Genomic DNA, 18,022 nt, shown 5'->3' on the forward strand with positions numbered 1-18,022 from the left:
GGTCCGATTGGTTCCCGACCCTATATGCCCGTTCACTCCGACACGCGCCGAAGTTGCTCCGACACGGCTGCCAAGACTGTATCCCGCCGACTCGTTCGCCTGCTCGCCCGCGCGCGACACGGCCGTTGTCGAGGTCACGTCGGAAGGATTCACGCGGAGGACACGCCTCGTCGCAGACGAAAGGCCTGCACCACGTAGTCCAGGCCGGTGTACACGGTGAGTAGTACCGCCAGCGCCATCAGAGCAACCGCGAACGGGTCGACGACGCTCGGCAGCGGGCACAGGTACACCCCTATCGCGAACGTCTGCACCAGAGTCTTCACCTTGCCGCCGCGGCCTGCGGGGATGACGCCGTGGCGAATGACGGCGAACCGCACGGCGGTGATGCCGATTTCCCGCACCCCGATGATCACGGTCACCCACCACGACAGGTCGCCCAACATCGACAGTCCCACCAGCGCGGCACCGATCAGTGCCTTGTCCGCGATGGGGTCGGCCATCTTCCCGAAGTCGGTGACGAGACCGTATTTGCGGGCCAACTGGCCGTCGATCCGGTCGGTGATGGCAGCAGCAGCGAAGATCGCGGTTGCCGCCAGCCGCCAGGTCGTGTCCTGTCCGTCGCCGACGAACAGCGCTGCGAGAAAGACCGGAACCAGTGCGATCCGGAGCACTGTGAGGACGTTCGCGATATTGAGCAGGGGCACTTCGTCCGGCCCACCGGCGACAGCATTGCTGTGGGGCAGCCCCGACGTGCGCGCAGAATCTCCTGTGCCGGAGGCGCGGTTGCCCGGAATCTCGCCACTGGATGGAACGCCGTGATCGGGCGTGACCGGCCCACTCATCGGCGAACCCGGGAGCCGTCGACGACGCACCGGTCGGTGTGTCGGCTTTTGCGCAGCACCGATCCGCTGAGACGGGGACACAGCTCACGAAGCGACACACGAAAAGTTTATCGGTTGAAGTACTGACTACTGTTCACCCCATGACTTCTGGGCCGAATCGGGCGAGTCGCGGCATCGCAGACCCCGAATCCGACGTGCATTCCGACATCGCGGACCGTGGCTCCGCGAACGACGGCACCCTCGTCGTGCGTCGAGCCCGGACCTCCGACATCCCCGAGATCAAGCGTTTGATCGACATCTACGCAGGACGCATTCTGCTCGAGAAGAACCTCGTCACCCTGTACGAGGCGGTGCAGGAGTTCTGGATCGCCGAGCGTGACGGCGAGATCATGGGTTGCGGTGCGCTGCACGTGCTGTGGGCCGATCTGGGCGAGGTTCGCACGGTCGCCGTCGATCCCGCCGCGAAGGGGCACGGAGCAGGCCACCTGATCGTCGCCAAACTGATCGAGGTCGCTCGTGATCTGGCGCTGCAGAAGGTGTTCGTGCTGACCTTCGAGGTGGATTTCTTCTCCCGACACGGATTTGCTGAGATCGACGGAACCCCGGTGACGGCCGAGGTCTACGCGGAGATGTGCCGGTCGTACGACACCGGCGTGGCGGAGTTCCTGGACCTGAGTTACGTCAAACCGAACACTCTGGGCAACACGCGGATGCTGCTCTCGCTCTGACAGAATTCCGGTATCACCCCACGAATCCGGAAGAGAGCTCCATGCCACTGATCGCCGTCAGCTACACCTACTCGCCCGCCACCATGGAAGGACGCGACACCCACCGCGCGGCACATCGTGCCTGGCTGGCCGACCTACTCGACCGGAAGACCCTCGTGTCGAGCGGGCCGTACGCCGACGGCAGCGGCGCACTGCTGCTGGTGGAAGGTCGCGATGCAGCCACCGTCGAAACGCTGTTCGCGCAGGATCCGTTCGCGGTGGAGAACCTGATCGAGACGGCGACATTCCACGAGTGGACACCCGTCATGGGCACTTTCACGTCCTGATCGGCCCGCTCACCCGGTTCGCGTGAATGGACCAGTGCACCGCCGAGACGGCTGCAGTGGTTCATTCACGCGAACGGGGACCGTCAGAACTCGTCCGACGCGGGCTGCTCGTCCGGGTCGCCGCCCTTGATCGACCACAGCAGACCGTCGAGCTCGTCCGGTTTGACGAGCACCTCGCGGGCCTTCGATCCCTCACTGGGGCCGACGACTCCGCGGTTCTCCATCAGGTCCATCAATCGCCCGGCCTTGGCGAAGCCGACTCGAAGCTTGCGTTGCAGCATCGACGTCGAACCGAACTGACTCGTCACGACCAGCTCGACCGCCTGCAACAGCACGTCGAGGTCGTCGCCGATATCGGGGTCGACGTCCTTCTTGTCCGAGACCTTCGCTGCGGTGACGGTCTCGTTGTACTCGGGCTCGGCCTGGTTCTTGGCGAAGTCGACGACGGCAGCAATTTCCTCGTCGGTGATGAACGCACCCTGCAGACGCGTCGGCTTGCCTGCACCCATCGGCAGGAAGAGCGCGTCGCCCATACCGATCAACTTCTCGGCACCCGGCTGATCCAGGATGACGCGGGAGTCGGTCAGGGACGAGGTGGCGAAGGCAAGACGCGACGGCACGTTCGTCTTGATCAGACCGGTGACGACGTCGACCGAGGGACGCTGGGTGGCGAGCACCAGGTGGATTCCTGCGGCGCGCGCCTTCTGCGTGATCCGCACGATCGCTTCCTCGACGTCGCGGGGAGCGGTCATCATGAGATCGGCCAGCTCGTCGACGATCGCGAGGATGTACGGGTACGGCCGATAGACGCGTTCACTGCCCAGGGGTGCGGTGATCTCGCCGGAACGCACCTTCTTGTTGAAGTCGTCGATGTGGCGGACCTTGTTGATCTGCATGTCCTGGTAGCGCTGCTCCATCTCCTCGACGAGCCAGGCCAGTGCCGCGGCAGCCTTCTTGGGCTGCGTGATGATCGGGGTGATGAGGTGCGGAATGCCCTCGTAGGGTGTCAGCTCCACCATCTTCGGGTCGATCAGGATCATCCGAACCTCGTCCGGCGTCGCCCGAGCGAGCAGCGAGACGAGCATCGAGTTCACGAAGCTCGACTTACCGGAACCGGTGGAGCCGGCCACCAGCAGGTGAGGCATCTTCGCGAGGTTGGCGCTGACGAAGTCGCCCTCGATGTCCTTGCCCAACCCGATCACCAACGGGTGGTGATCCTTACGCGTCGACGGCGCAGTGAGCACGTCCGCCAGGCGGACCATCTCACGATCGGAGTTGGGCACCTCGATCCCGACCGCTGACTTGCCCGGGATCGGCGCGAGCAGGCGCACGTTGTCGGTGGCGACGGCGTAGGCGATGTTGCGTGCGAGTGCGGTGATCTTCTCGACCTTGACGCCGGGGCCCAGCTCCACCTCGTAGCGGGTGACCGTGGGCCCGCGGGTGAAACCGGTGACCGCGGCATCGATCTTGAACTGTTCGAGTACCTCGGAGATCGCCTCGATCATGGCGTCGTTGGCCTGGCTGCGGGTCTTGGGCGGATCCCCGTCGATCAGTAGCGACAGCGACGGAAGCGTGTAATCCCCGTCGACGACGCGATCGACGACGATCTTGTCGTCCTCGGCTGCCTGCTTCGGTTCGGCTGCCTTCACGATCGGCTTGGGCTTCGGCCGCGGGGGTGCGACCGGCTCGGGGGCAGGTGCGGGGGCAGCCGCTGCAGGGGCAATGACCTCGGTGGCGGCCTCGGGCGGCGGGGACTTGCGTGCGCGTGGCGGCTTCGCGACCGGGATATATTCCTCGGTCGGGTAGTTCTCGTACGGGTCCGCGCCGCCGTGGACCGGGTAGCCGTCGGCGTCGAAGTTGCTGTCGTAGTCGCCGTAGCCCTCGTCACCGAACTCGGAGCCGAAGTCGGCCGGGTCGTACTCGTCGTATTCGTCGCCGCGACTGTCGGTGCCGAACAGCGCACGCATCCGATCGGGTACGTCGCGCACGGTGGTACCGGTGAGCAGCAGTACCCCGAACAGACCGGCGAGCAGCAGCAACGGCACGGCCAGCCACACCGTGAGGCCGTCGGCGATGGGCCCACCCGCCACGTATCCGACGAAGCCTGCGCCCTCGGATCGGCCGGCGGCGTCGGTCGGTGAACCGGCGGCCATGTGCCACAGTCCGAGGATCGGCAGCCCGAGCAGGATCGAGCCGAGGACCAGTCGCGGCCGTACCTCGGGATGGGGTTCCGAGCGCATCAGTACCACGGCGATTGCGACTCCGAGCACGGGCGCGACGTAACCGGCTTCGCCGATGACGGCACGAATGCCCACCTCGATCCATTCGCCGACCGGTCCCCCGGCGCTCAACCACACACTCGCGGCCACGACCACACTGACAGCGATCAGTCCGAGGGCAATCCCGTCCCGGCGGTGGCCGTGCTCGATGTCGGCGGCCTTGCTCACCGTCCGGGTCGTGGCACCGACACCGCGTGCCGCCATCGACCAGGTGGACGCAATGCCCCGCCCGATCGCGTCGAGGGCACCGCGTGACTTCTTCTTCGCCGCAGGTCGCCGAGCCGTCGACGAGCCCCTGGCGGGGGCCTTGCCGCGCGAGGACGCGTTCGCGCGGGACGTCGCCGGGTTGCGCGGCGCGGTGGGCTTCTTCGGCGTGGTGACGGTGCGCGCGGTACGGCCGCCACCGGATTTACGGGCGGTGCCGGACGCACGCGAGGAGCCGGATCCGCTGGATCCGGCCCTGGCGGTGGAGGTGCTGGTCTTTCCTGCCATGCCCCCAGGCTAGTCGCAACAGCCCCGTCGAAACCATCCGCAACACCAGTAACAGCGGAGGTGAATGTGTCAGAAGCTCAGATCGAGCGCCTTCACGGCAGCGACATCGTCTGCCGAACCCTCGTACAGCACCTCGATCTGATCACGTCCGAACGCGTAGAGCAGCAGTTCCGACGGCTCCCCCACCACGGTCACGCCGGGGCCCGACCCGCCCTTGAACGTGGCATGTCGGCCATCGGGAGTGCGCACGTGGACCGGCACGGGTGAGGAGCGGTGACCGCCCCGACCCACCAGACGAACCTGCGGCCAGAGCCGGGTCTCCACCGCGGTGGGCAACACTCGCCGAGTCCAACTCTCACCTGCCCGGCGCAGATCCTCGTGATGAACGAACATCTCACCGAGGTTGATCAACGGATCCAGCAGTGCGAACGGCGACCACATGGGCGGCCCGGTCCGTACGTCCTCCACCACGGTCGCGAACGGCTTGTTCGCCACGGATCGCTGGACCCGCTCCGTGTACCCCGCGAGCGGAGAGAGAAATATGCCCGGCGAAGCGTCCAGGCGTCGCTCCCGGACGACGAGATGCGCCGCCAGATCGGCCGCTGTCCACTCACCGCACAGCGTCGGCGCATCGGGACCCACGTCGAGAAGGGTCTGGACCAGTTGAGAACGTTCATCCTGGGCAAGGCTCACGGAGTCCACGGTACGTCCCGAGCGAACCGACGGCATCCCGCCGGCCTCACACTCCCCGATGTTCGATGCAACCGACCCGTCGGTAGCCTCCCAACAGTGCCGGTATCGGAAATTCTCGTCATCCTGCTCGCCGGATTCGGAGCCGGAGCGATCAACGCCGTCGTCGGTTCCGGGACGCTGATCACTTTTCCGACCTTGGTCGCATTCGGCTATCCCCCAGTGGTCGCCACCATGTCCAATGCCGTGGGACTGGTCGCGGGAAGCGTGTCGGGCACGTGGGGATATCGCCGGGAACTGCGCGGGCAGTGGCATCGCCTGCGGTGGCAATTGCCCGCCTCGTTCTTCGGAGCGCTCGGTGGCGCCTGGCTGCTGCTGCATCTGCCCGAAACCGTGTTCGCCGCAGTGGTTCCGGTGTTGCTCATCGGCGCGCTGATTCTCGTTGTCGCACAACCGCGAATTCAGGCCTGGGCCAAGCGACGATCGGAAGCCGCTGGCAAGGCCGCGAACCACATCAGCCGTACCCGGATGGCACTGGTCACCGGCGGCACCCTGCTGGTCGGCATCTACGGCGGCTATTTCACTGCCGCACAGGGCATTCTGCTCATCGGGGTGATGGGGGCACTGCTCCCCGAAACCATGCAGCGGATGAACGCAGCCAAGAATCTGTTGTCGCTGGTCGTCAATGTCGTTGCAGCAGTGACGTACACGATCTTTCGATTCGACGACATCAGCTGGCAGGCCGCCGGACTGATCGCGGTCGGCTCCCTGATCGGTGGAGCGGTCGGAGCGCGCTACGGCCGCCGGCTCTCGCCGGCGGCCCTGCGTGGTGCAATCGTCGTTCTCGGTCTGATCGGACTCTGGCGACTGCTCGTCTGAACTAGGACTGCGGTTGCGGCTTGACCGCGATGATCGTCGGAACGATCATGGGCTTGCGGCGATACTTGTCCGCCACCCACCGACCGACCACACGGCGCACGGCCTGCGCGATGCGATGCGTATCGGACACGCCGTCGGACGCCAGACGCTGCAACTCCGACTCGACGAGTTGACCGGCCTCCTTGAGTGCGGCCGGATCGTCGGAGAATCCTCGACCGGACACCTCGGGTGCGGTCACCGCGCGTCCGGTGGCCGAATCGACGGCAACGCTGATCGCGATGAATCCGCCCTCGCCCAGTACCAGTCGATCGGACAGCGTCGAATCGCCGACGTCACCGACCGAGAGGCCGTCGACGTACACGTGCCCCACGGGCACCTGTCCGACGATCTCGGCGAGACCGTCGACCATGTCGACCACCACGCCGTCCTCCGCCAACACCACACGCTCCTCGGGGACACCCGTCGCCTTGGCCAGCGCCGCGTTGGCACGCAGGTGACGCCACTCGCCGTGCACCGGCATGGCATTGGTGGGCCGTACGGCGTTGTAGAGGTACAGCAGTTCACCCGCCGAAGCGTGGCCCGAAACGTGAACCTTCGCATTCTGCTGCGTCACGACGGTCGCGCCGCGCTTGGCGAGGCCGTTGACCACGGCAAACACCGAGTTCTCGTTGCCGGGGATGAGCGAGGACGCCAGCACCACGAGATCGTTCGCCTTGACGTTGATCTGGCGATGCTCGCCGCGGGCCATCCGGGACAGCGCCGAGAGCGGCTCGCCCTGCGAACCGGTGGAGATGAGCACCAACCGGTCGTCGGGAAGCGTTGCGGCAGTGTCGACAGTGACCTCGAGGCCGTCGGGCACACGCAGGTAGCCGAGGTCCTGAGCGATCTGCATGTTGCGGACCATCGACCGGCCGACGAACGCCACCCGGCGGTTGTACCGCTCGGCGACGTCGATGACCTGTTGGATGCGGTGCACGTGACTGGCGAACGACGCGACGATGACGCGCTGTTTCGCCTTGCCGATGACGGTATCGAGCACTCCGCCGATCTCGCGTTCCGGCGTGACGAATCCGGGCACCTCGGCATTGGTGGAGTCGACCAGAAACAGGTCGACGCCCTCGTCGCCGAGCCGCGAGAAGCCGGCCAGGTCGGTCAGGCGACCGTCCAGCGGCAGCTGATCGAGCTTGATGTCACCCGTGTGCAGTACCAGACCTGCATCGGTCCTGATGGCGATGGCAAGCGCATCGGGAATCGAGTGGTTCACCGCGAAGTACTCGCAGTCGAACGGGCCGTGCTGCGTGTGCTGGCCCTCGATGACCTCGACGAGGTTCGGACGCAACCGATGCTCACGGCACTTGGCCGCGACCAGAGCGAGGGTGAACTTGGATCCGACGACGGGTAGGTCAGGACGCAGACGCAGCAGGAACGGCACTGCTCCGATGTGGTCCTCGTGACCGTGCGTCAACACCACGGCCTCGACGTCGGCCATGCGGTTCTCGATGTGGCGGAAGTCGGGCAGGATCAGGTCGACGCCGGGCTGCTGGTCCTCGGGAAAGAGCACGCCGCAGTCGATGATGAGCATTTTGCCCTGGTGCTCGAACACCGTCATGTTGCGCCCGATTTCGCCGATACCACCGAGTGCGACCACTCGCAGGCCCTTGAACGGGGCCTTCGGCGGTGTGCCGAGGCGCTCCGTCGGATCGAATTCACGCCGCTTGTCGGGACGCTGAGTGCGCGCCGAGTTCTGCACCATCGGCTTGCCCTGCCGGGCTCCTGCCGGTTGGCCCTGCTTCGGGGCCGGACGCTCGGAGGGAGGTCCGGCGTTTCGGGTTGCGCGTCCGCGCGATCTGTTCGGTCGTGTCATACAAGAACTCCTGCCGCCCGCAGCTCTGCTGCAAGCAATTCGATGTGGTCGATGCTCGGTGGCACCTGGGGAAGTCGTGGTTCGCCGACATCGAGTCCGATGAGGCGAAGGCCGGCCTTCGATGCGCTGACGCCACCGAGGCGCGCGACCGAACGAATGACCGGGATGAGGCTGACGTTGATGGCCTGTGCGCGTGCGATGTCGCCCATCAGGAAGGCGGTGTGCAGCTCACGGAGACGAGCCGGAACGAGGTGGCCGATGACGCTGACGAAACCGGTCGCACCGACCGAGAGCCAGGGCAGGTTCAGCGGGTCGTCGCCGGAGTAGAACTGCAATCCGGTCGACGCGATCAGTTCGGCGCCGGCGTTCAGATCGCCCTTGGCGTCCTTGACCGCGAGGATCCGTGGATGCTCGGCGAGCCGACGCAACGTCTCGGTTTCGATGGGAACGACCGACCGCGGTGGAATGTCGTAGAGCATCACGGGCAGGTCGGTGGCGTTGGCGACCGCGGTGAAGTGCGCGTACAAACCGGCCTGCGGTGGCCGGGAGTAGTACGGGGTGACGACCAGGAGACCGTGCGCGCCTGCGCGGGCGGCGTCACGAGCGAGTTCGACGCTGTGCGCGGTGTCGTTGCTGCCTGCCCCGGCGATGATGCGAGCTCGATGGCCCACTGCGGCGATCACTGCGCGGAGCAGTTCGAGCTTCTCGTTCTCGGTGGTGGTCGGCGATTCGCCCGTCGTGCCGGCCAGAACCAATCCGTCGTTGCCCTGCTCGACGAGGTGATGTGCCAGCCGAACGCCCGCGTCGATATCCAACTTACCGTCCGCTGTGAACGGGGTCACCATGGCGGTGAGCACCGTACCGAACACAGGCGCAACGGAAGGAGCGGCGTCACCGTAGGTCATGGCAGCAGATTACCCGGTGCTTTACCCACTCTCGCGCAGCGGGACTCCCCGCCGACACCGTGCGGGTATACCCGGTCTCCTGCGCCACCGAACCTCGTCGTCAGACCTCGGTCACGAAGGGGCTGCGGGCGACTTCCGTGCCGTCCGGCAGCGTCGAGATCTCGAAGTCGCCGAACACGTCCGGAGCCACTCCCACGAGCTTACGCAGACATTCGACGGCAACACGTCGAATCTCCACGTCCGCATGCTCCGAGGCACGCATCGACACGAAGTGCCGCCATGCCCGGTAGTTTCCGCTCACCACCACCCGCGTCTCGGTCGCATTCGGCAATACCGACCGAGCCGCCTGCCGCGCCTGCTTACCGCGCAACGCGGCGTTGGTGACCGATTCCAGCTTTCCCTCGAGCGCACCGAGCAGTTCGGTGTACGCAGCCCGGCTCGCCTCGGTCGCCGACGCGAACAGCGCCTCGAGCTCGGGATCGCCTTCGACAGCCGGTGGCAGAACCACGTTGGCGTCGTGCTCGGGAACGAATCGCTGCGAGAGCTGCGAGTAGGAGAAGTGCCGGTGCCGAATCAACTCGTGCGTGCACGATCGCGAGATTCCGGTGATGTAGAAACTCACGCTCGCGTGCTCGAGAACCGAGAGGTGTCCGACGTCGAGCAGATGACGCAGATACGACGCATTGGTCGCGGTTCGGGGATTGGGCTTGGACCAGCTCTGATAGCAGGCACGTCCGGCGAACTCGACCAACGCCTGCCCGCCGTCGGCGTCGGTTTCCCAGGGGATGTCGACGGGCGGCACGAACTCGGTTCGGGCGACCAGTTGCACTCTCAGCGCAACCGTCCGCGGCACAGCTCTACCTTCGTTTTCTGCTGACACCGCACAACCCTAAACGCGGCACCGATGCCCGGCGAACGTTGATGTCACAGTGCTGCCACCTGACGCCACCAGGGCTGCTTGACCGACGTCACTCATGGCGTCACACTGGCGTCATGGAACTGGACAAGTACACCGCGTCACTGCGCACGGATCTACTCGCGGCGGCTGCCCTGGGAGACGAGCACACCCGCCAGACGGCCGAAGCACTCGGCAAGACGGCGGAGGCTTCGGCCAGATTGATGCTGCTCACGGCGCTGTCGGACTTCGCAGCAGAGGTATCGAACGATCTGGACGGTCATACGGTCACCGTTCGTCTCGACGGAACGCAGGCGCACGCCGATGTTCGACGCGACAGCCCGGTGCCCGGTCTGCACGACGGCGATCCGGCGGAGCCCGTCACCGAGGACTACCCGACCATGGACGACGTGTCCGGTGAGGTCCGACGGGTGACGCTGCGACTGGTCGAACAGATCAAGGAACGCGCCGAGGACGCCGCGAACAACAGTGGAGTGTCGCTCAATTCGTGGTTGTCCCAAGCAGTTCAGGGCGCACTGCGCGATCAGATGCGCAAGGATCGCGGCTGGAACAACTGAGCTCCGGGTTCGAGCGAGCGCTGGGCCCTACTTCTTCTCGCGCCACTCCCGCTCGAACGGCAACCGCCATGCGTGTGGGGCGATGAGTTGATGGATGGCGTTGGGACCCCACGACCCCGGTGCGTACAGACGAACCGGTGGCGGATCGGCGAGCAGCGGCTCGGACACCTTCCACAGCCGCTCGATGCCCTCTGCCGTGGTGAACAGCGTGTGGTCGCCGTACATGGCATCGAGAATGAGCCGCTCGTACGCTTCGAGGACGTCGCCGACCCGCTCGGTTTCCTGGATGGCGAACTGCATGCTGAGTTTGTCCAGGCGCATACCGGGTCCCGGACGCTTGCCGTAGAACGACAGTGACACCTTCGAGGCGTCCGCGAGGTCGAAGGTCAGGTGGTCGGGACCTTGCGCGCCCACACCGGAGCCGGCCGGGAACATGCTCTTCGGTGGTTCCCTGAAGGCGATCGAGATGATCCGTTGTCCCTCTGCAAGGCGTTTTCCGCTGCGTAGGTAGAAGGGCACTCCGGCCCAGCGCCAATTGTCGATCTCGCACTTGAGTGCCACGAAGGTGTCGGTGTCGGAATCGGCAGCCACCCCCTCCTCCGAGCGATAGCCCGTGTACTGGCCTCGCACAACGTTTTTCGGATCCAGCGGCATCATGGATCGGAAGACCTTGTTCTTCTCCTCGCTGATGGCGCGGGGTTCGAGCGCCGTCGGCGGTTCCATGGCCATGAATGCCAGCACCTGGAACAGGTGGGTGACCACCATGTCCTTGTACGCGCCGGTGGATTCGTAGAATCCGGCTCGACCGTCGAGGGCGAGCTTTTCCGGGATGTCGATCTGGACGTGATCGATGAAATTACGGTTCCAGATCGGCTCGAACAACCCGTTGGCGAAGCGGAAGGCCAGGATGTTCTGAGCGGGTTCCTTACCGAGAAAATGGTCGATGCGGAAGATCTGATCCTCGTCGAACGTTTCGTGAACCCGCGCGTTCAGCGCGATCGCACTCTCGAGGTCGGTGCCGAACGGCTTCTCCATGATGATCCGGGAGCGCTTCACCAGATCGGCCGACGCGAGCGTATCCACCACTGCCAGAGCAGCTCTCGGCGGAACGGACAGGTAGTGCAGCCGTTTCGCGCTTCCTCCGAGTTCGATCTCGGCCTCGGCCACGGCCTCTCCCAGCGCCGCCGGTCCTGCCTTCTGGGACACGTACGTCAGTCGCGAGGCGAAACGACTCCATTGCTCGTCGCCGACTTTGCGGCTCGAGTAGGCGTTGATCGATTCGCGAGCGAGAGCGCGGAATTCGTCGGTCGACATCTCTTCGAGCGAGGTTCCGACGACGCGGATGTTCGGCGCGAGGTCGGAGAGCGCCAGATGCATCATCCCGGACAGGAGTTTTCGCTTGGCCAGGTCTCCTGTCGCCCCGAACAGGACGACGACCTGGGGTGGGAGTTCCGTGGCAGTGTCCGTCCGGCGTGAAGTCACGGTTCGATAGTGACACCGATCCTGCCCGAGTGCACTTCGGCAGGAGTCGACTCACTGACGGACTCACCGCAATGCGGCGACGAGGTCTCCCCGGTCCCCCACCACCACGCGTTCGAGTTCGAGCCAATCCGCCATCTCCCGCAGTACCTCTCGTAGTCGAGGCGCGATGTCGCGCGCGTCGCGGTCGCCTTCGATGTAGGCCGCGATCACGTGCAGTTCGGACTGAGCTCGCACTGCCTTGAGATCGAGTCGAGCCACCAGGTGACCGTCGAGCAGGAAGGGAAACACGTAGTAGCCGTGAACTCGCTTGTGCTGTGGGGTGTATATCTCGATTCGGTAGTGGAAGTCGAAGATTCGCTGCACCCGCGGCCGATAGAAGATCATCGGATCGAACGGGCACAGCAGTGCGGCCGCGGTGGCCGTTCGGGGCGTTCTGGCCTCGCGGTGCAGGTATGCCGGTGCGTTCCAGCCTCGAACGGTCACCTGTTCGAGTACACCGTCCTCGACGAGTTCGGCGATCGCCGCCTTGGCCTGCTTCTGCGAGAGCCGGTAGTAGTCCCTCAGGTCTGGCTCGGTTCCGACTCCCATTGCCCGAGAGGACTTTTCGATCAGTGCGCGTACCGCGTCCGGTTCGTCGACACGCCTGTCGAGAACGTCATACGGGATCACCCGTTCGCTGAGCTCGTACCGGCGCACGAATCCCGTGCGTGCCGGCACGGTCACCACGCCGGCCGCGAACAGCTGTTCGCAGACGACCTTGACATCGCTACGGTCCCACCACGGACCCTTGCGACCGGGAGTGTCCACCTCGAGGTGCTTCTCGATCTCACCCGCGCTGGCCGCGCCGTTGTCGCCGATCACCGAGAGGACGTCGTCGACGAGCGTCGGTTCACGATCGAGAACGTGGGCGGCTCCGCCCCACCGCCCGTGTCGATACAGCTCCATTCGCCACCGCATCAGCGCCCAGTCCTCCACGGGCAGTAGTGCGGCCTCGTGGGCCCAGTACTCCACCAATCGACGAGGCCGACGCGCAGTATCGGTCCATGCGGCGTCGTCGACGATCGTGCGGTCGTAGGCACCGACGCGGCTGAACACCGGTGCGTAGTGCGCGCGCACCACCACCGACACCGAGTCGATCTGCAGCAACCCGGTGGCGTCGATGGCTGCGTGAACGGAGGCCTTGCTCGCCGGCCGAGTACGCGAACGCCTCGACGCCAGCCCCTGGGCGGCCAGGGCGGTGCGACGGGCGGCGGCGGCACTCATCTCCTGCATCGGGCCAGCCTGTCACGGCCCACCGACACATCGACTCAGGTGCTGAACAGATTCGCCGCCTTGAGGATCAATTCGTACAGTCCGTAGGCGAACGGCACGGCAACCCACGCCCATGCGACCACCATCGTGACCTGCTTCTGTCCGCCGCTCATGCCTTTGCTCCCGTGGTTGCTGCAGAACCCGCATGATCGGATTCGTGGTACTTCGAGGCGACCGGCTTGATCGCTTCGTTGGCCAGGAAGCCGACCACCAGCAGGGCGATCATCACGTAGAACGCCGGCAAGTATCGGCCGGTGGTGCCGGGCTCTCCGGCGTCGGCGATGGCGTTGACGATCAGTGGCCCCAGTACACCGGCCACCGACCAGGCGGTGAGCAGTCGTCCGTGGATCGCGCCCACCTGATAAGTACCGAAGAGGTCCTTGAGATAGGCCGGAACCGTTGCGAAACCCGCACCGTAGAACGAGAGAATCAGCAGGGCCGAGACCATGAACAAGATCTTGTTGGTGTTGGTGAACAACGCGATGTAGAGGTACAGCAGTGCGCCGACGCCGAGGTACATCCGGTAGATGTTCTTGCGGCCCACCACATCGGATACCGAAGACCAGACGAACCGTCCGATCATATTGGTCAGCGAGAGAAACGCGACGAAGCCGGCGGCCGCGGCGGCGAGAGATTCGGGCGAGGTCGCGTCGGGAAAGAAGTCCTGATAGATGCCCGATCCACGTTCGAGAATGCCGATTCCGGCAGTGACGTTGAAGCACAACACGACCCACAGCAGCCAGAACTGAGGAGTCTTCACTGCGTTCGCCGCCGAGACGTTGTGCGTCGAGATCATCGACGACGACGCGGGCGGGGTCCACCCGGCCGGCGTCCATCCCTCGGCGGGCACTCTGATCAGCACGACACCGAGGGCCATGAACACCGCGTATCCGACGCCCAGGGTGAGGAACGTCTTGGCGATGGAACCTTCGGTGAAGCCGCCGAAGTTCACCATCAGCTGGCTGGTGAGCGGAGACGCGATGAGTGCGCCACCGCCGAATCCCATGATGGCGATACCGGTGGCCATGCCCGGCCGGTCGGGGAACCACTTCATCAAGGTCGAGACGGGTGAGATGTAGCCGATTCCGAGGCCGATACCGCCGACGAATCCGTAGCCGAAGATCACCAGCCAGAACTGTCCGAGGGCCATGCCGAGCGCGGACAGCAGCAGGCCCGAGACGAAGAAGCCCAAGGAGACTGCCATGGCCCACCGTGGACCGTTCTTCTCGACGTGGGTCCCGAAGATCGCCGCGGACAGGCCGAGCATCACGATGGCGAGCTGGAACGGAATGGCGGTGACGGTGCCGCTGAGCCCGAGTGCGTCGGGCTGCGAGATGGCGTTCTTGAACACGCTCCAGGCGTAGGCGGATCCGATCGCGAGGTGAATCGACAGCGCGGCCGGGGGTATCAGCCAGCGGCTCCACTCGGGGGTCGCGACGATGGCGGAGCGATCGAGAATGCGGAGGGTCATCGAAATCCCTTGGAATAGAAAGTAGTACAAACTTGCACGAGCCCTAGCAGTCAAACACGGGCACCACCTCGGCTGCTCACAATCAAGAATAGTTTCTGTGCCGAACTCACTATTCGGGCCGGGTATCTTCGAGGAAGTGGATATCGAGCGGTGGCGCAGCAGATTGCCGGTGAGACGAGCCTCCGACGGCGAGGTGATCGGGTGGACCGTTGCGCACGACACGAGTGCGCAGGACGAATACGACGACGGCTATCTGGTCGATGCCGTCAATCCCGCCGGAATCGCCGTCGCGCAGTGCGTTCCGATCGAGACTGCGATCGCCCACCTCGAGGATCGCGGTCTGGCATCGCTGTCGGCTCCACATTGGACAAAGGCACCCCTGCCGCTGGAGTCCGAGACCGATCTGAGTGCACCGCAGGAAGACTGGCCGTGGCGGCGGGTGCTGATGACGCAACTCGACGACAACCGAGTGTGGATTCGGCCCGCGTACCCGAGTTGGCCGGAGCGCCTGCTCGAGCTTCCGCTACCGATCCCGGCCGACGACATCCTTCGTCCGGACTCCCCCGAGAACTCCGACTGAGGTCAGTAGCGTCCCAGGACGGACCTCATGGCGTCGGCCAGCTGGGTCAGCCCGGGTTCCTCGACGGGGAGATGCCCGCACCCGTCGAGCATCACGATCTCGGTGTCGGCCCGAATGCGTTCCAGGAAGCGGATACTGACGCTCGGTGGTGTCCACCGGTCGTCGCCGGGGTGGGTCAGGAGTACCGGCGGACCGTCGTAGTTCTCGGGTCGGGTGTGCGAGTAGCCGAAGAAGCTCGCGAGGAAGCCGATCGGAACACGCACCCCGCCGCCTCTGGGGTCACGTGCGCACACGCCGGACAGCTCCGCGTTCAGGCTCATGTTCGCCATGTCCGCCATCCACCGGACCGGAATACGTACTCCGCCTGCGCCAGCGGCGAGCATCCGAAGAAGCTGTGGAGCCGGCCCACCGAGCAGGTCGAATCGCGCCGCCGCACGGCGAGCGCTCGAATCGGCCGGATCGAGCAGGCAGGTCGCGATCACTCTGTCCACCAGCCCCGTTCGGTGCGCCACCTCGTACGCGAGCATGCCTCCCATGCTTGCGCCCAGCAGTACGAGAGGACGGCCGTCGCGAGACTTCTCGGCGGCCACGAGCTCGCACAGCAGGTCGATCCAGTCGCGGTAGCGAACGGACGCGGGGTCCGAGACGACGGTGTCTCCGTAGAGAGGCAGGTCGGGGCACATCACCTCGAAGCCCTCTCGGGCGGCGATGGCGGCGTACGGCCACAACAGACCGGAGTGGCCCCCGGCACCGTGCAAGGCCATGACGCGGACCCTGGACTCGGGCCGCGCAGCACGGGCGATGTGAACGCGCTGCTCGCCCCACATCCAGTACGTCGACTCGGGCTTCTCCCCTGCTACCGGCTGATACTGCTCCGGCACAAATCGGACATACCGGTCGAAATCCATGATGGGATCGTAGCCGTCAGATCGACAGCCCCGCCGCGACGGTTCCGCCGAGCTCGTAGCAGCGTTCGCGTGCAGGCTTGCCGCTCTCGGCGATGTGCACGGTCCCGAAGACCTTCTCGAGGCCCCACCCCGACGCGATCTTCTCGATGGCCCGTCCGGCACCCACGGTGTCGTCGTTGCCGTGAACCCAAGCGGCGTAGGGCTTTCCGGCAACGGCACCGAGGCACGGATAGTACACGGTGTCGAAGAAGTGCTTCAGAGCCCCGCTCATGTAGCCGAAATTCGCCGGTGTTCCGAAGAGAAATCCGTCGGCACCGAGGACATCCGGAACGGTCGCGCCGAGTGCAGGCACACTGCGCACGTCCACGCCGGTGATCTCGGGGTCGTGTGCGCCGTCGAGCACTGCCTCGAGCAGCTCCCGAGTGAGCGGGCTCGGGGTGTGATGAACGACCAACAGGGTGCGCGGCATAGAAGGTCAGTTCTCGTTCCGTTCGAGTGCCACGGCGCGCTTCATCGTCTCGCGGGCCCGCCCGCGGTCACCGGCGTAATCGTAGGCACGAGCCAGACGGTACGAGTTGCGCCAGTTGTCCGGATCCTTCTCCCACTCGGTCTTGATCTGTTGGAATAACTCGTCTGCCGCATCACGTTCGATCCGCCCCGACGGCCTGCGCGGAAGATCGGCGACGTCGAGTTCGAGGCCTTCCTCATGGATGCGCGACGCCAGCCTCTGGTGGTCGAAACCGGCTTTGAGGGTGGCCCACACGATCCACAACCCGAGTATCGGCAGCAGCAGGACCCCGATCCCCAGCGCGATGCTCGCAACGCCACCGTTCTGGATCAGCGTCACGCCGCGCTGGCCGAGCAGGAAGAAGTAGAAGCCGAGGATCAGCACCATCACCGTGATGATGGCGACGACCTTTGTCGTTTTGTTCACCGTCGATCAGCTCACAGGTCCAGCAGCGGGTCGAGGCCGACGGTCAACCCCGGTCGTCCGGCGATCTCGCGGACTCCGAGAAGGACTCCGGGCGCGAAGGACGTTCGATCGAGCGAATCGTGCCGAATGCTCAGCGTCTCCCCCTGCGTGCCGAGCAGAACTTCTTGATGCGCAACGAGTCCCGCGAGCCGGATCGAGTGCACACGCACTCCGTCCACGTCGGCACCACGTGCGCCGTCGAGTTCGGTCGTCGTCGCGTCGGGGCTCGGCGGAGTGCCTGCGGCGGCGCGTGCCTCGGCGATCAACGCGGCAGTGCGGTACGCCGTGCCCGACGGCGCATCGGCCTTGTTGGGGTGGTGCAGTTCGATCACCTCGACGGAGTCGAAGAACCGCGCTGCCTGCTGTGCGAATCGCATGGACAGCACCGCGCCGATGGCGAAGTTGGGCGCGATCAGCACACCCGTCTGCGGCGAACCTGCCAACCACTCGCGAACCTGCTCGAGGCGCCGGTCGTCGAATCCGGTGGTGCCGACCACTGCATGGATGCCCTGCTCGATCAGGAACTGCAGGTTGTCCATCACCACGTCGGGATGGGTGAAATCCACTACTACCTGGGCGTTCGCGTCGACGAAGTTCGCCAGCGGATCGCCCTGGTCGACGGTCGCCACGAGCTCGAGATCGTCTGCTGCCTCGACGGCGGCACAGATGGCCTGACCGACCTTGCCGCGTGACCCCAGTACCCCTACTCGATCAGGTGCCGTTGCACTCACGTCGTACCCACACTCGTTTCGTCGTCTTGTCGGTTCTACCGACCTCAGAGCCTACTTCTCCACGATCCGCCCCGGCAGCTACGGTCGT

At 65.3% G+C, this 18,022-nt stretch carries 18 protein-coding genes; 5 read left to right on the forward strand and 13 right to left on the reverse strand.

What is annotated here, in order from left to right; genetic code table 11:
* Window positions 1-149 precede the first annotated feature (149 nt).
* The gene (gene pgsA, locus AYK61_RS05275; protein ID WP_121870062.1) at window positions 150-842 is read right to left on the reverse strand and encodes a CDP-diacylglycerol--glycerol-3-phosphate 3-phosphatidyltransferase; all 693 of its coding nucleotides are present in this window, start codon (window positions 840-842) and stop codon (window positions 150-152) included.
* A 140-nt stretch (window positions 843-982) separates the two neighbouring features.
* Here pgsA and AYK61_RS05280 point away from each other — a divergent pair, with 140 nt between their 5' ends.
* Together AYK61_RS05280 and AYK61_RS05285 are read left to right on the forward strand one after the other, a co-directional pair.
* Window positions 983-1,570, forward strand: coding sequence for an amino-acid N-acetyltransferase (locus AYK61_RS05280; protein WP_121870063.1), 588 nt, complete (start codon window positions 983-985; stop codon window positions 1,568-1,570).
* Between the two features lie 41 nt (window positions 1,571-1,611).
* Window positions 1,612-1,896 carry a YciI family protein gene (locus AYK61_RS05285; RefSeq protein ID WP_121870064.1) on the forward strand — a complete coding sequence of 95 codons (285 nt, stop codon included), beginning with the start codon at window positions 1,612-1,614 and terminating at the stop codon, window positions 1,894-1,896.
* Between the two features lie 83 nt (window positions 1,897-1,979).
* Here AYK61_RS05285 and AYK61_RS05290 read toward each other — a convergent pair whose 3' ends face one another.
* Together AYK61_RS05290 and AYK61_RS05295 are read right to left on the reverse strand one after the other, a co-directional pair.
* Complete coding sequence (locus AYK61_RS05290) at window positions 1,980-4,667, reverse strand: DNA translocase FtsK (RefSeq protein ID WP_183130165.1); 2,688 nt, start codon at window positions 4,665-4,667, stop codon at window positions 1,980-1,982.
* 69 nt (window positions 4,668-4,736) lie between these two features.
* Window positions 4,737-5,360 (reverse strand): TIGR03085 family metal-binding protein, encoded by a 624-nt coding sequence (locus tag AYK61_RS05295; RefSeq protein WP_183130166.1) that lies wholly within the window; start codon window positions 5,358-5,360, stop codon window positions 4,737-4,739.
* Window positions 5,361-5,456: 96 nt separating this feature from the next.
* Here AYK61_RS05295 and AYK61_RS05300 point away from each other — a divergent pair, with 96 nt between their 5' ends.
* Window positions 5,457-6,236 carry a sulfite exporter TauE/SafE family protein gene (locus AYK61_RS05300; protein WP_094682827.1) on the forward strand — a complete coding sequence of 260 codons (780 nt, stop codon included), beginning with the start codon at window positions 5,457-5,459 and terminating at the stop codon, window positions 6,234-6,236.
* A gap of 1 nt (window position 6,237) precedes the next feature.
* On the opposite strand, the gene AYK61_RS05305 is transcribed toward AYK61_RS05300, so the two are convergent.
* The 3 genes from AYK61_RS05305 to thyX form a co-directional block, all read right to left on the reverse strand.
* The gene (locus AYK61_RS05305) at window positions 6,238-7,989 is read right to left on the reverse strand and encodes a ribonuclease J (protein ID WP_121870066.1); all 1,752 of its coding nucleotides are present in this window, start codon (window positions 7,987-7,989) and stop codon (window positions 6,238-6,240) included.
* Between the two features lie 107 nt (window positions 7,990-8,096).
* Complete coding sequence (gene dapA / locus AYK61_RS05310) at window positions 8,097-9,005, reverse strand: 4-hydroxy-tetrahydrodipicolinate synthase (protein WP_121870067.1); 909 nt, start codon at window positions 9,003-9,005, stop codon at window positions 8,097-8,099.
* Window positions 9,006-9,105: 100 nt separating this feature from the next.
* Window positions 9,106-9,858 carry an FAD-dependent thymidylate synthase gene (thyX, locus tag AYK61_RS05315; protein WP_037189533.1) on the reverse strand — a complete coding sequence of 251 codons (753 nt, stop codon included), beginning with the start codon at window positions 9,856-9,858 and terminating at the stop codon, window positions 9,106-9,108.
* A 140-nt stretch (window positions 9,859-9,998) separates the two neighbouring features.
* On the opposite strand from thyX, the gene AYK61_RS05320 reads away from it, so the two are divergent.
* On the forward strand, window positions 9,999-10,478 hold the full coding sequence (locus AYK61_RS05320) for a hypothetical protein (protein ID WP_094614464.1): 480 nt from the start codon (window positions 9,999-10,001) through the stop codon (window positions 10,476-10,478).
* 27 nt (window positions 10,479-10,505) lie between these two features.
* Here AYK61_RS05320 and zwf read toward each other — a convergent pair whose 3' ends face one another.
* The 3 genes from zwf to AYK61_RS05335 form a co-directional block, all read right to left on the reverse strand.
* Window positions 10,506-11,960 carry a glucose-6-phosphate dehydrogenase gene (gene zwf, locus AYK61_RS05325; RefSeq protein WP_121870068.1) on the reverse strand — a complete coding sequence of 485 codons (1,455 nt, stop codon included), beginning with the start codon at window positions 11,958-11,960 and terminating at the stop codon, window positions 10,506-10,508.
* 63 nt (window positions 11,961-12,023) lie between these two features.
* Window positions 12,024-13,232 carry a winged helix-turn-helix domain-containing protein gene (locus tag AYK61_RS05330; RefSeq protein WP_121870069.1) on the reverse strand — a complete coding sequence of 403 codons (1,209 nt, stop codon included), beginning with the start codon at window positions 13,230-13,232 and terminating at the stop codon, window positions 12,024-12,026.
* 148 nt (window positions 13,233-13,380) lie between these two features.
* Window positions 13,381-14,742, reverse strand: a complete 1,362-nt coding sequence (locus AYK61_RS05335; protein ID WP_121870070.1) for an OFA family MFS transporter — start codon at window positions 14,740-14,742, stop codon at window positions 13,381-13,383.
* 97 nt (window positions 14,743-14,839) lie between these two features.
* On the opposite strand from AYK61_RS05335, the gene AYK61_RS05340 reads away from it, so the two are divergent.
* Window positions 14,840-15,322 carry a hypothetical protein gene (locus tag AYK61_RS05340; protein ID WP_259467940.1) on the forward strand — a complete coding sequence of 161 codons (483 nt, stop codon included), beginning with the start codon at window positions 14,840-14,842 and terminating at the stop codon, window positions 15,320-15,322.
* Window positions 15,323-15,324: 2 nt separating this feature from the next.
* Here AYK61_RS05340 and AYK61_RS05345 read toward each other — a convergent pair whose 3' ends face one another.
* From AYK61_RS05345 to dapB, 4 genes are read right to left on the reverse strand one after another with little or no spacing between them, the layout of a single operon-like run.
* Window positions 15,325-16,230 (reverse strand): alpha/beta hydrolase, encoded by a 906-nt coding sequence (locus AYK61_RS05345; protein WP_121870071.1) that lies wholly within the window; start codon window positions 16,228-16,230, stop codon window positions 15,325-15,327.
* 16 nt (window positions 16,231-16,246) lie between these two features.
* Entirely contained in the window at window positions 16,247-16,699 is a 453-nt protein-coding gene (locus AYK61_RS05350) for a flavodoxin family protein (RefSeq protein ID WP_121870072.1), read from the reverse strand.
* A gap of 6 nt (window positions 16,700-16,705) precedes the next feature.
* Entirely contained in the window at window positions 16,706-17,125 is a 420-nt protein-coding gene (locus AYK61_RS05355) for a hypothetical protein (RefSeq protein ID WP_183130407.1), read from the reverse strand.
* Between the two features lie 50 nt (window positions 17,126-17,175).
* Window positions 17,176-17,934, reverse strand: coding sequence for a 4-hydroxy-tetrahydrodipicolinate reductase (dapB, locus tag AYK61_RS05360; protein WP_121870074.1), 759 nt, complete (start codon window positions 17,932-17,934; stop codon window positions 17,176-17,178).
* Between the last annotated feature and the right edge of the window lie 88 nt (window positions 17,935-18,022).

It is taken from the genome of Rhodococcus sp. SBT000017 (assembly GCF_003688915.1).
Classification (GTDB): Bacteria; Actinomycetota; Actinomycetes; order Mycobacteriales; family Mycobacteriaceae; genus Rhodococcoides.